Origin of the sequence: Herbiconiux gentiana (genome assembly GCF_024978135.1) — a bacterium.
In the GTDB taxonomy this organism is placed as follows: Bacteria; Actinomycetota; Actinomycetes; order Actinomycetales; family Microbacteriaceae; genus Herbiconiux; species Herbiconiux gentiana.
The window spans coordinates 59,633-72,087 of the sequence record NZ_JANTEZ010000003.1 but is presented as its reverse complement, the minus strand read 5'-3'; the positions used below and the strand labels follow the sequence as shown (position 1 = coordinate 72,087).

At 73.6% G+C, this 12,455-nt stretch carries 8 protein-coding genes; 6 read left to right on the top strand and 2 right to left on the bottom strand.

The window, feature by feature from the left end; all coding sequences use genetic code 11:
• Positions 1 to 1,752, top strand: a complete 1,752-nt coding sequence (gene cydD, locus NVV95_RS07395) for a thiol reductant ABC exporter subunit CydD (RefSeq protein ID WP_259485917.1) — start codon at positions 1 to 3, stop codon at positions 1,750 to 1,752.
• Positions 1,749 to 3,446: a thiol reductant ABC exporter subunit CydC gene (gene cydC / locus NVV95_RS07390; protein WP_259485916.1), complete on the top strand. Its 1,698-nt coding sequence runs from the start codon at positions 1,749 to 1,751 to the stop codon at positions 3,444 to 3,446. Before cydD ends, cydC begins: the two co-directional genes overlap by 4 nt.
• A gap of 58 nt (positions 3,447 to 3,504) precedes the next feature.
• Here the strand turns inward: cydC and NVV95_RS07385 are convergent, their stop codons facing one another.
• On the bottom strand, positions 3,505 to 4,284 hold the full coding sequence (locus tag NVV95_RS07385; protein ID WP_259485915.1) for an aminotransferase class IV: 780 nt from the start codon (positions 4,282 to 4,284) through the stop codon (positions 3,505 to 3,507).
• Between the two features lie 277 nt (positions 4,285 to 4,561).
• Here NVV95_RS07385 and leuS point away from each other — a divergent pair, with 277 nt between their 5' ends.
• The 4 genes from leuS (at position 4,562) to holA (ending at position 11,734) form a co-directional block, all read left to right on the top strand.
• Positions 4,562 to 7,168: a leucine--tRNA ligase gene (leuS, locus tag NVV95_RS07380; protein WP_259485914.1), complete on the top strand. Its 2,607-nt coding sequence runs from the start codon at positions 4,562 to 4,564 to the stop codon at positions 7,166 to 7,168.
• Positions 7,169 to 7,336: 168 nt separating this feature from the next.
• A complete protein-coding gene (locus tag NVV95_RS07375; RefSeq protein WP_259485913.1) occupies positions 7,337 to 8,053 on the top strand; it encodes a ComEA family DNA-binding protein in 717 nt (238 codons plus the stop codon).
• A 106-nt stretch (positions 8,054 to 8,159) separates the two neighbouring features.
• A complete protein-coding gene (locus tag NVV95_RS07370) occupies positions 8,160 to 10,604 on the top strand; it encodes a ComEC/Rec2 family competence protein (protein WP_259485912.1) in 2,445 nt (814 codons plus the stop codon).
• Positions 10,605 to 10,690: 86 nt separating this feature from the next.
• Positions 10,691 to 11,734, top strand: a complete 1,044-nt coding sequence (holA, locus tag NVV95_RS07365; protein WP_259485911.1) for a DNA polymerase III subunit delta — start codon at positions 10,691 to 10,693, stop codon at positions 11,732 to 11,734.
• A gap of 259 nt (positions 11,735 to 11,993) precedes the next feature.
• On the opposite strand, the gene rpsT is transcribed toward holA, so the two are convergent.
• Positions 11,994 to 12,254 carry a 30S ribosomal protein S20 gene (gene rpsT / locus NVV95_RS07360; protein ID WP_259485910.1) on the bottom strand — a complete coding sequence of 87 codons (261 nt, stop codon included), beginning with the start codon at positions 12,252 to 12,254 and terminating at the stop codon, positions 11,994 to 11,996.
• Between the last annotated feature and the right edge of the window lie 201 nt (positions 12,255 to 12,455).

The window sequence follows — 12,455 nt, the reverse complement described above, 5'->3', positions numbered from 1 at the left end:
GTGCGTCCCGTCGATCCCCGACTCCTCAGATACGCGGCGTCGGCCCGGGCGTTCTTCGCGGCCGGCGGCGTGCTGGCGCTGGGGCAGACCGCTACGATCATCGCCTTCTCGTGGCTCGTCACCCAGGTGATCGTCGGGGCGATCGGGGGGTCGCCGCTCTCGGCGCTGCTGCCCTCGCTCGGCGCGCTCGCCGGCGTCGTGGCGGTGCGGTTCGCGCTCGGCTGGCTGTCCGAGTACAACGCCGCCCGTGGTGCGGCGGTGGTCAAGAGCGAGCTGCGCCGCCGGGTGCTCGACGCCGTCACCCGCCTCGGGCCCGGCTGGCTCGGCGGCCGCAGCAGCACGGCGGTCGGGGTGACGGCCGGGCCGGGGCTGGATGCGCTCGACACCTACTTCTCGAAGTACCTCCCGCAGCTCATCCTGACCGCCATCGCGATGCCGCTCGTGGTGCTGACGATCTGGTCGCAGGACTGGGTCTCGGGCCTCACCGTCACGCTCACCCTCCCGCTCATCCCCGTGTTCATGATCCTGATCGGCTGGGCGACCCAGACGGTGCAGCAGCGCCAGTTCGAGAGGCTCACCCGGCTCTCCACGGCGTTCCTCGACGTCGTGGGCGGGCTGTCGACGCTGACCGTCTACGGGCGGCAGCACCGGCAGGCCGCCCGCATCCGCGAGGTCACCGAGGAGTACCGCACGCAGACCATGAAGGTGCTGCGGGTGTCGTTCCTCAGCGGCTTCGCGCTGGAGCTGGCGGCAAGTCTGTCGGTGGCGCTCGTGGCGGTGTCGATCGGGGTTCGGCTGATCGACGGCAGTCTCGGCCTCGGCGTGGGGCTGTTCGTGCTGCTGCTGGCGCCCGAGGCGTTCCTGCCGCTGCGGAACGTCGGGGCGCAGTTCCATGCGGCCGCCGACGGGGTGGCGGCGTCGACGTCGGTGTTCGAGATCCTCGATGAGGCGGGGGCGACGGGCGCGGTGTCGACCTGGGGCGCGGTGCCGACGGAGGGTGCGGCGGGTGCGGAGGCCGTCGACGCAGGGCTCGAGGTGCGGGGGCTCGGGGTGCGGTACGGGGAGGCGGTGGCGTTCGCGGGGCTGCGGGCGAGCATCCGTCGCGGTGCCGTCACGGCCGTCACGGGGCCGTCGGGCAGCGGCAAGACCTCGTTCGTGCACGCCCTGCTCGGCTTCGTGCCGGTCGAGGGGCGGATGCTCGTCGGCGGCCGCGACGTCACCGACGACCCGGCGCCCCGCCCCTGGCTCGCGTGGGCCGGGCAGCGCGCCGCACTCGTCGAGGGAAGCGTGCTCGAGAACGTGGCGCTCGGAGACGACGAGCCCGACGCCGCCCGCGCCCGGGCGGCCCTCGACCTCGTGGGCGGGGCGGGCATCCGTCTCGCGGAGCGGATCGACCCGCGCGGCGGCGGACTCTCGGGCGGGCAGGCGCAGCGCGTCTCGAGTGCCCGTGCGGTCTACCGCGCCCGGGCCCTCGACTGCCCGGTCGTCGTGTTCGACGAGCCGACGTCGGCGCTCGACGGGGGGACGGAGGCGGAGTTCAGCCGCAGTCTGCGCGCGCTCGCCGACGAGGGGCGCGCCGTGATCGTGGTGAGCCATCGGCCCGCGGTGACGGCGTCGGCGGACGACCGGCTGGTGTTCGCGCTGCCGGAGGCCGCGCATCCGCTCGCTGTGGCAGCCGGCCTGCCCGCCGGCCCACTTGCCGGTTCGCCGGCTCACGCCGCCGCTCACTCGCCCGGGGGAGGCGTCGCGTGAACCGGCGGGATGTGCTGCGGCTCGCGCAGCCGCGACTCGTGCGCTTCGCCCCCGGGGTGGTGCTCGGGCTGCTCGGTGCGCTGTGCGCGGTCGGGCTGCTCGGGGTGTCGGCGTGGCTGATCACGCGGGCGGCCGAGCAGCCGCCGATCCTGTTCCTCTCGGCGGCGATGGTGGGGGTGCGGGCGTTCGCGCTGGGGCGGGCGACGTTCCGCTACCTGGAGCGGCTCGTCAGTCACGACGCGGCCTTCGCCACGATGCCCGAGCTGCGGGTGGGCGTGTACGAGCGGCTCGTGCCCGTCGCGCCCGACGGGCTGGGCTCGGCGCGGAGCGGGGATCTGCTGAGCCGGCTCGTCTCGGACGTCGACGAGCAGCAGAACCTGCCGCTGCGGGTGGTGCAGCCGCTCGTGGTGTCGGGGCTGACGGCGCTCGCCGCAGTCGTCGTCGTGTGGCTGCTGCTGCTGACCGCCGGGATCGTGCTCGCCCTCTCGCTGCTCGCCGCGCTGCTCGTCGGCACGGTGCTGAACGCCGCCCTGTCGGCGCGGGCCGAGCGCACGCTCGCGGGCCTGCGGGGCACGCATCGGGCGGCGCTCGCCGACTACCTCACGAACCTCGACGTGCTGGTGGCGTACGGAGCCGACGGCGCGGCGCTCTCGGCGCTGTCGCACGCGGATGCCGCTCTCACCGCCGCATCCAGGCGGCGGGCCGTGGGGGCCGGAGCGACCGCGGCGGCCGTGACGTTCTTCGCGGGGCTCGCGACCGTGCTGACGCTGGTGGTGGGGGTGCCGGCGCTCGGGGCGGGCGCGGGCGCTCTCGGCGGGTCGGGCGGGTTCGACGGGCCGGCGCTCGCCGTGGTGGCACTCGTGCCGCTGGCCGCGTTCGAGGTGTTCGCGATGATCCCGCTGGCGGCGGGGGCGTGGCGGCAGGTGCGGGCGAGCGCCGACCGCATCGCGTCGGTCGTGCCGTCGACCGTGCCGGCGGGCATCCCGGTCGACGGGCCGGAGTCGGTGCGGCCGGCGCCCGCCGTCTTCACGGGGCTGTCGCTGCGGGACGTGACCGCGCGCTGGCCCGGTGCCTCCGCCGCCGCCCTGGCGCCGGTCTCGCTCGACCTCGCGCCGGGTGACCGGGTGCTCCTCCGCGGGCCGAGCGGTGCGGGCAAGACGACGCTCGCCCACGTGCTCGTGCGCTTCCTCGACCACGAGGGCGGCTACCGGCTGAACGGGCACGACGTGCGGGAGTACCCGGCCGACGCCGTGCGCCGGGTCGTCGGACTCTGCGAGCAGCGGCCGCACCTGTTCGACGACGACATCCGGCAGAACCTGCTCTTCGCGCGCGACACGGCGAGTGACGACGAGCTGCTCGCGGTGCTCGACCGTGTCGGGCTCGCGTCGTGGGTGCAGGCGCGCGGCGGGCTCACGGCGCGGGTGGGGGAGCGGGGCGCCCTCGTCTCGGGCGGTCAGGCGCAGCGCCTGGCGCTCGCCCGCGCCCTCCTCGCCGACTTCCCGGTGCTCGTCCTCGACGAGCCCACGGCCAACGTCGACCCCGAGCAGGCCGACGCCCTCATCACCGACCTCCTGGCCGCGGCGGCCTCCGCCTCCCGTGCCGTGCTCCTCATCTCCCACACCCCGGTCCCGCCCGCCCTCGTCACCCGCACCCTCAGCCTCTCGTCTGTCGAGCCGTCGCAAAACGCCCTCTGAGGGGCCCGAGAGGGCGACTTTCGACGGCTCGACGGGACGAGGGCGGGGTCGGGTGGGGTCAGAGGGGGCGGGAGAGGGCCGCTAGGCGGCGGCGCCAGGTGGTTGCGCGGGAGGGGCGGGCCGAGGTGGCGGGGCCGCCGATCCAGGTGTCGACGACCGTGATGCCGTGCAGGGCGCTGACCGACCAGACCTCGCAGCCCGCCAGGTCGGCCGGGCGGGCCCGTTCCTCCACGACGCGCGTGCCGGTCGCGGTGGCGATCAGGCGGATGCTCCGGGCGGTCACGCTCGCCACCCGAGGCAGGTCGCCCGCCGGCGCCACCAACGTCTCGTCGCGCCACCACAGCAGCGCCGACGTGCTGCCGTCCACCACCAGGCCGTCGCGGAGCAGCACCAGCTCGTCGGCCCCGTCCTCCTGGGCGGCGGCGCGGAGGGCGAGCAGCGCCTCGAGGTCGGGGCCCTTGATCCGCGGCGCGGTGCGCGGGTCGGGGCCAGCGTGGGTCGCGAGAACCGTGGAGGTGCGCAGGCGCGGTGCGAGGCGGGCGCGGAGGCGGAGCTCGGGCCCGTCCGGGGTCTCGGCGAGTTCGACCCGCGGGAAGAGGGCGGTGCCAGCGTAGGAGCGGAGGCGACCGACGGCGGCGCCCCAGAAGGGCTCGGCGTCAGCGTGCATCCGCTCGCCCGTCGCCGCGAGGAAACGGTTGCGATGGGCGTCGAGCGCCCGCACCCGGCCCTCGGGGGAGACGTACCAGGAGTCGGCCGCCGCGAGCGCGTGGTGCGGCGCGAGCTCGGTCTCGACGAGGGCGCCGCCCTGCCAGGCGAAGGCGGCGGGGGCGTCGGCCACGGGTCGGCTCCTCTCTGCCGGCTGCGGCGTCGTCGGGCGGGGCGTCGCGCCGCGTCGGCAGGCGGCGCGGGCGGGCGGTGCCTTCAACGGTAGTGCAGGCGCTTCGGGGCGGGGCGGGCATCCGGAACCCTCACCGGGACCGGCCACCCGGCGGGAACACGGCGGCATTCGCTACTGTTGTTCACTGGTGCGCCCCGCGCGCCTTCCCAGCGACCCACCCTCTGGCACCTGCTGCCGACCCGCGTGGTGAGCCGCGCCAGCAACGAATGAGAGTCCCGTGGTCACCGAGAACACCTCAGCCCCCGCCGGTCAGCCCGTCTCCGGCCAGCCCGACGACGAGCGCGACGGCGCCGAGCGCTACGACTTCCGCGCCCTTCAGGACAAGTGGCTGCCGGTCTGGGAGGAGCAGAAGCCCTTCCGCGTCGACATCGAGGGCGACAACCGCCCCCGCAAGTACGTGCTCGACATGTTCCCCTACCCCTCGGGCGACCTGCACATGGGGCACGCCGAGGCCTACGCCCTCGGTGACGTCGTGGCGCGCTACTGGCGCCAGCAGGGCTTCAACGTGCTGCACCCCATCGGCTGGGACTCGTTCGGCCTGCCCGCCGAGAACGCCGCCATCAAGCGCGGCCTCGACCCGCGCCAGTGGACCTACGACAACATCGAGCAGCAGCACTCGAGCTTCAAGAAGTACGCCGGATCCTTCGACTGGGACCGTGTGCTTCACACCAGCGACCCCGAGTACTACAAGTGGAACCAGTGGCTGTTCCTGAAGATGTACGAGAAGGGCCTGGCGTACCGCAAGGCCAGCTGGGTCAACTGGGACCCGGTGGACCAGACCGTGCTCGCCAACGAGCAGGTGCTGCCCGACGGCACGTCCGAGCGCTCGGGCGCCGTCGTGGTGAAGAAGAAGCTGACGCAGTGGTACTTCCGCATCACCGACTACGCCGACCGCCTGCTCGACGACCTGAAGCAGCTCGAGGGCACCTGGCCGGCCAAAGTGATCGCGATGCAGCGCAACTGGATCGGGCGGTCGATCGGCGCCGACGTCGACTTCGCCGTCGAGGGGCGCGCCGAGCCCGTCACCGTGTTCACGACGCGGCCCGACACGCTGTACGGGGCGACCTTCATGGTCGTCGCGCCCGACTCCGATCTGGCGATCGAGCTGGCGGCGGGGTCGCCCTCGTCCGAAGTGCGGGAGCGGTTCGACGCCTACCTCGCCGAGGTGCAGAAGTCGTCGGAGACCGAGCGTCAGGCCACCGACCGGCCGAAGACCGGCATCTTCCTCGAGCGCTACGCGATCAACCCCGTCAACGGCGAGCGCCTGCCCATCTGGGCCGCCGACTACGTGCTGGCCGACTACGGCCACGGCGCCGTGATGGCCGTGCCCGCGCACGACCAGCGCGACCTCGACTTCGCCCGCGCCTTCGGGTTGCCCGTGCGCGTCGTGGTCGACACGCTGCAGCCGGTCACCGGCGTCATCCCGGTGCTCGATCCCGACGACCTGCCCGAGCTGGAAGACCTGAACCCGGGCACCACCGGCATCGCGCTGGCCGGCGAGGGGCGCCTTATCAACTCCGGTCCGCTCGACGGGCTGTCGAAGTCGAACGCGATCCGTAAGATCATCGAGATCCTCGAGGCGGCGGGCACCGGCCGCCCGGCCAAGAATTACCGCCTGCGCGACTGGCTGATCTCGCGGCAGCGCTACTGGGGCACGCCGATCCCGATCATCCACGGCGAGGATGGGCAGGAGTACCCGGTCCCCGAGGACCAGCTGCCGGTCGAGCTCCCGCCGACCGAGGGCCTCAACCTCACCCCGAAGGGCTCGTCGCCGCTCGGCGCCGCGACCGACTGGGTGAACGTGCCGAACCCGGTCGACGGCTCGCCCGCGCGCCGCGACCCCGACACGATGGACACCTTCGTCGACAGCTCGTGGTACTTCCTGCGCTTCCTGTCGCCGAACGACTCCACCCAGGCCTTCGACCCGCGCGAGGTCGACAAGTGGGCACCGGTCGACCAGTACGTCGGCGGTGTCACGCACGCGATCCTGCACCTGCTCTACGCGCGCTTCATCACGAAGGTGCTGTTCGACCTCGGCTACGTCGGCTTCACCGAGCCCTTCAGCGCGCTGCTGAACCAGGGCATGGTGCTGATGGACGGCTCGGCGATGTCGAAGTCGAAGGGCAACCTGGTGCGCCTGTCCGACCAGCTCGACGAGCACGGTGTCGACGCCGTGCGCCTCACGATGGCCTTCGCCGGGCCGCCCGAGGACGACATCGACTGGGCCGACGTGTCGCCGGCCGGGTCGGCGAAGTTCCTGGCGCGCGCGTGGCGGCTGGTCTTGGACGTTGCTTCGCCTCCCACCGTGAACTGGCGCGACGGCGATCGTGCACTGCGGCGCCAGACCCACCGGTTCCTCGCCGAGGCGCCTGGGCTGATCGAGGCGTTCAAGTTCAACGTCGTCGTCGCGCGCCTGATGGAGCTCGTCAACGCCGCCCGCAAGGCCATCGACTCGGGCCCCGGAGGCGGCGACCCCGCCGTGCGCGAGGCCGTCGAGACGATCGCGCTCGGCCTGTCGCTGTTCGCGCCGTACACGGCCGAGGACATGTGGGCGCGTCTCGGCTACGAGCCCTCCGTGGCGAACTACGGCTGGCGCAAGGCCGACCCGTCGCTGCTCACCCAGGACCTCGTGACCGCCGTCGTGCAGGTCGACGGCAAGGTGCGCGACCGGCTCGAGGTGTCGCCGAAGGTCGAGGGCTCGGCCCTCGAGGAGTCGGCCCGGGCGCTGCCGTCGGTGCAGCGGGCCATCGGGGATCGCACGATCGTGACCGTGGTCGTGCGGGCGCCTCGGCTGGTGAACTTCGTCACCAAGCCGGCTTCGTAGGGAGTTCTCCACAGGGTTCCGGTTCTGCGCCTCGGGAGGGGGCGGGGTTCGTAGGGTGACGGCATGTCACAGCCTGCGGCGCCGCCCCCTTCGTCGACTTCTCCTTCTGCGTCCTCTGTTCCAGGTGCTGTTGCTCCCGATGCTCCCGCCGCTTCGTCTGGTGCGTCGGTGCGGGTACGGGTGGGCGTCGGCGCCGCGGTCGTGCTGGTGGTGGCGGCCCTGGTGGCGTCCGTGCTGATCACGGCGCTCACTCCTGTCGGCGCGACGACGGTGGTTCCGGATGCTCGTCCCTCCGCCTCCGCATCTGCACCGCCTCCACCCAAACCGGCCGCGTCATCTTCGTCATCCGGCTCGTCACCCGCCTCGTCGCTCGTCGAACCCGCGGTCGACGCGCCGCAACCGCTGCTCATTCACGTGCTGGGTGCAGTCGCCACGCCTGGGGTCTATGAGCTGAGCGCCGGCTCGCGCGTGGTCGACGCGGTCGCAGCCGCGGGCGGACTCGACCCCACTGCCGACAGCGCCTCTGTCAACCTCGCCCGCCCGCTCTCCGACGGGGAGCAGCTGCGCGTCCTGGCGGTGGGCGAAACGCCACCCCCGCCGCTCCCGGGTGCGCCCGTTTCCGGCGGCTCTCCCGCAGGGCCGAGCGGTGCTCCCGCGGGGGCGGGCGGCGCGGGCGCCTCCGGCGGGATGCCCGCGCTCGTGAACCTCAACACGGCCACCGAGATCGACCTCGACACCCTGCCCCGCATCGGCCCGTCGATGGCCGCCCGCATCATCGCCTACCGCGACGCCAACGGCCCCTTCACCTCGATCGACGACCTCCTCCAGGTCCCGGGCATCGGCGACAAGACGCTCGAGTCCCTCCGCCCCCTCCTGACGCTGTGACACCCTCACCTGTCCGCCTGCGGCATCGCGCGCACCTGTTCCCCAGAGCCGGCGGCCGTCGTCCGGGTGCGAAGGCCGCCGGACTTCCGGCTCCCGCGGGTGCCCGATGAGGGGTGAACTCGATCTACGGCTGGTGCCGGCCGCTCTCGGGGCCTGGCTCACGGCGTGGGTGCTCGGCAGCACGAGCGGCCGCACCGCCGCCGTCGTCGCGACCGCGGCGTGGCTGCTCTCGGCCGGTTCGATCCTCGTGCTCGTGCTGGCGGTACCTCGAGTTCACGACTCCTCGCGACCTGCACGGCGCCTGCACCTGCGCCGTCCACCGGTTATGCCCGGTCGATCTCCCCGGCCTCCACGCGCTGCGGGTGGCCGAGGAACAACGGCGGTGGCCGCGATGGCGGTCGTCGCGGTGGCGGTGGCCGCGGTGGCGCTCGTGGCGACCGCGGTCGCTGCGGGGGAGGGGGTGCGGCGGCCCGGAGAACTGGATGTCGGGCATCCGCGGCAGGGCAGTGCCCTGCTGGTCGTGACCGGCACGCCGAAGGCCGCCCGGGCGTCCCCCTTCGGTGACGAGCACGCGGACGGGGGAGAACGGGTGACGTTCGACGCCGAGCTGCATGGGTTCACGGCGGGTGGGCGGGCCACGGCGGCCCGGGCCTCCGTGCTCGTGTTCGCCACGGTCGGCGACGTCGGCGCGCTGGCGATCGGCACGAGCATCCGCGTCGACGGGTCGCTCGCCCCGCAGCCGCGCGGCGAGACCCACGACTACCTGGTGTTCGGCCGCAGCCCGCCCGTCGTCACGGCACCGCCCCCGCCGACGCTGGCCTGGGCCGCGACGGTGCGGGCGGCCTTCCGCACGGCCACCGCCCCGCTGCCGGGCGACGGTGCGCAGCTGCTCACCGGACTCGCCATCGGCGACGACAGCCGCGTCACCGACGATCTCGTCGACGACATGACCATCGCGGGCCTGACCCACCTCACCGCCGTCTCGGGCGCGAACTGCGCCATCGTGGTCACCGCGGTGATGCTCGTCGGGGGAGCGGTGGGGCTCGGCCGGCGGTCGCGTATCGCCGTCTCGATCGCCGTGCTGGCGCTGTTCGTGGTGCTCGTCACGCCGGAACCGAGCGTGCTGCGCGCGGCGACGATGGCCGTGATCGTGCTCGCCGCGCTGGCGGCGGGGCGGCCCGCCGCGGGGATCCCGCCGCTGGCGCTCTCGGTGGTCGTGCTGCTGGCACTCGACCCGTCGCTCGGGCGCAGCGCCGGGTTCGCGCTCTCCGTGCTCGCGACGGCCGGGCTCCTGGTGCTCACCCGCCCGCTCGCCGCGGCGGCGACGCGCGTGATGCCGCGACCGCTCGCACTCGCGCTGGCCGTGCCGGCCGCGGCCCAGCTCGCGTGCCAGCCGGTGCTGTTCCTGCTCGCTCCGCAGCTGACGCCCTACACACTGCCCGCCAACCTGCTCGCGGATCCGGCAGCGGCGCTCGTCAGCGTGCTCGGCCTGATCGTCTGCCTGGTCGCGGTGGTCGCCCCGGGGCTGGCGTCGCTGCTCGCCTGGCTGCCGTGGCTCCCCTCCGCCTGGATCGCCGCCGTCGCCCGCTTCTTCGCCCGCGCCCCGTTCGCGGCGGTCCCGGTGCCCGACGGCGCCCTGGCCGCGGTCGCAGCCGTTCTCGCCCTGCTGCTCGTCGGCACCGCCGCCCTCGCCGCGCACCGCCGACCCCGGCTGGCCCGCGCCGCCGCCTTCTCCGCCGCGCTCGGGCTCGTGGTGGCCGCCGGAACGATCGCGGGTGGACAGGTCGCCCGCTTCACGTCGATCCCGCGCGACTGGCACCTCGCCGCCTGCGACATCGGGCAGGGCGACGCGGTGCTCGTGCGCAGCCGCGGGCAGACCGCCCTGATCGACGTGGGCCCCGACCCCGAACCCCTGGCGGCCTGCCTCGACCGGCTCGGCATCGCCCGCCTCGACCTGCTCGTGCTGACCCACTACGACCGCGACCACGTGGGCGGCCTCGACGCGGTGGTGGGCCGCGTCGACCGCGCACTCGTCGGGCCGCCCGACGGCCCCGGCGACGAACGGATGCTCGCCCGCCTGCGGGACGCCGGAGCCGACGTCGTCCCCGCCCACCGCGGCCTCTCGGGCACCCTCGGCGACGACCGCTGGAACGTGCTCTGGCCCCGCCCCGGCACACCCCTCCGCGGCAACGACGCGAGCGTCACCCTCCTCGTCACGGGCACGCTCAGGATGCTCTTCCTCGGCGATCTCGGCGAGTCCGCCCAGCGCGGTGTCGACGCCGGCAGCGCACTCGGCCCGGTCGACGTCGTCAAGGTCGCCCACCACGGCAGCGCCGACCAGAGCCCCGAGCTCTACGCCGAGGCCGACGCGACCCTCGGCGTCATCTCGGTCGGAGCCGGCAACAGCTACGGCCACCCCACCGACCGCCTCCTGGGCATCCTCGGTCGCACGGGCACCCGCCCCCTCCGCACCGACCTCGGCGGTCTCACCCTCATCGCGGGCACCCCCTCGTCCCTCACCGTCTGGACGGAGCGCCGTGCCCCACCCTGACCGGTGAGGCGGCGTGAGCGTCGGTGCGGGCGGCGGGGGCGTCGGTGGTGGCCGGTAGGCTGGGCAGGGAATTCGAGGGAGGGTGCATGGCCGTCGCACGCGGGAGCCGGGCGCCGTCGAAAGCGGCGAAGCCGAGCGCCAAGATCGCGATCCCTCAGCTCGAGTGGAACCAGGTGCGACCCGCCCCGGTCGTGCTCGTGTCGGGCACCGAGTCGTTCCTCGCCGAGCGGGCCATCCGCCAGCTGCGCGACCTCGTGAAGGCCGAAGACCCGAGCCTAGAGATCACCGACATCGAGGCGTCGTCGTACGGGCCGGGAGAGCTGCTGTCGCTCGCCAGTCCGTCGCTGTTCGGCGAGCCTCGGCTGATCCGGGTGGCGGGGGTCGAGAAGTGTACCGACGCGCTGATCGAGGACGTCATCTCCTACCTCGCCTATCCGGCTGACGACGTGTACCTCGTGCTGCGGCACGGCGGCGGCGTGCGCGGCAAGAAGATGCTCGAGGCCGTGCGGGCCGCGGCGGGTGTCGCCGTCGAGGTGGTCTGCGCCGAGATCAAGCGCGACGCCGACCGCTACGAGTTCGCGTCGGCCGAGTTCCGGGCGCTCGGCAAGCGGGTGTCGCCGGGGGCGATCCGGGCGCTCGTCTCGGCGTTCAGCGACGACCTGGCCGAGCTGTCGGCGGCGTGCGCGCAGCTGGCGTCCGACTCGGCCGAGGAGATCACCGAGGTCACCGTCGAGCGCTACTACGCGGGGCGGGTCGAGACGAACGCGTTCGCGGTCGCCGACTCGGCGATCGGCGGGGCGTACGGCGACGCGCTGGCGCTGTTGCGGCACGCGCTGGCGTCGGGGGCCGATCCGGTGCCGATCGTGGCGGCGTTCGCGATGAAGCTCCGCACGATGGCGAAAGTGCTCGGCACCCGCGGTGGCTCGGGGCAGCTGGCGGGCCAGCTCGGCATGGCGCCCTGGCAGATCGACCGCGCACGCCGCGATCTCTCGGGGTGGACGGGGGAGGGGCTCGGTCGCAGCATCCAGGTGCTGGCCGAGACCGACGAGTCGATCAAGGGGGCCGGCCGCGACCCGGTCTTCGCCCTCGAGCACATGATCGGCGTCGTCTCCTCCCGCGGCACCCTCTAGCGCCGGCTCAGCACGCCCCCCGCGTGGTGGCACCACTGGCGACGCCGGGTCGGCGCCGTGAACACGCCCCACGACAGCTCGCCTCAGGCGCGACGAAGGGCTCCGCCGAAACGCGGCCCCAGGCGCAACGAAGGGCCCCGCCGAAACGCGGCCCCACGCACGACGAAGGGCCCCGCCGGAGCGGGGCCCTTCACGTCCCGGAGACCGGGTGCGCCGCCCGAAGGCGGGCGCGAGCGGCGCACGAGGCGCCGCGCGGAACTCAGAGAGCCGCGACCTGCTTGGCGATGGCCGACTTGCGGTTCGCCGCCTGGTTCTTGTGGATGACGCCCTTCGACGCAGCCTTGTCGAGCTTCTTGGTGGCGAGGGTCAGGGCCGCGGTGGCCTTGTCCTTGTCACCCGAGACGAGGGCGGCGCGGGTGGCGCGGATGGCGGTCTTGAGCTCGCTCTTGACGGCCTTGTTGCGCTCCTGGGACTTCTTGTTGGTGCCGATGCGCTTGATCTGCGACTTGATGTTTGCCACGGAAATAACCTCTGTATCTGTTCGGATGAGTGCGGTGCGATGGTCCGCTGCGGCCGGGCCGCGGATGGAGCCACTCGCTGTTCGCACCCACCTTGTCGCGCGGATGCGTAAGCCAACAGGCAACATTACCAGGTAGAGCACCGACCATCAATCCAGGAGCGGAAACGACCGAAAATGGAGCAGGTACGAGACCGAAAATGG

Bases quoted from the DNA above. Each gene is read 5' to 3' on its own strand.
- NVV95_RS07370 (WP_259485912.1), top strand. From the start codon at position 8,160: ATGAGGGGTGAACTCGATCTACGGCTGGTGCCGGCCGCTCTCGGGGCC.
- holA (WP_259485911.1), top strand. From the start codon at position 10,691: ATGGCCGTCGCACGCGGGAGCCGGGCGCCGTCGAAAGCGGCGAAGCCG.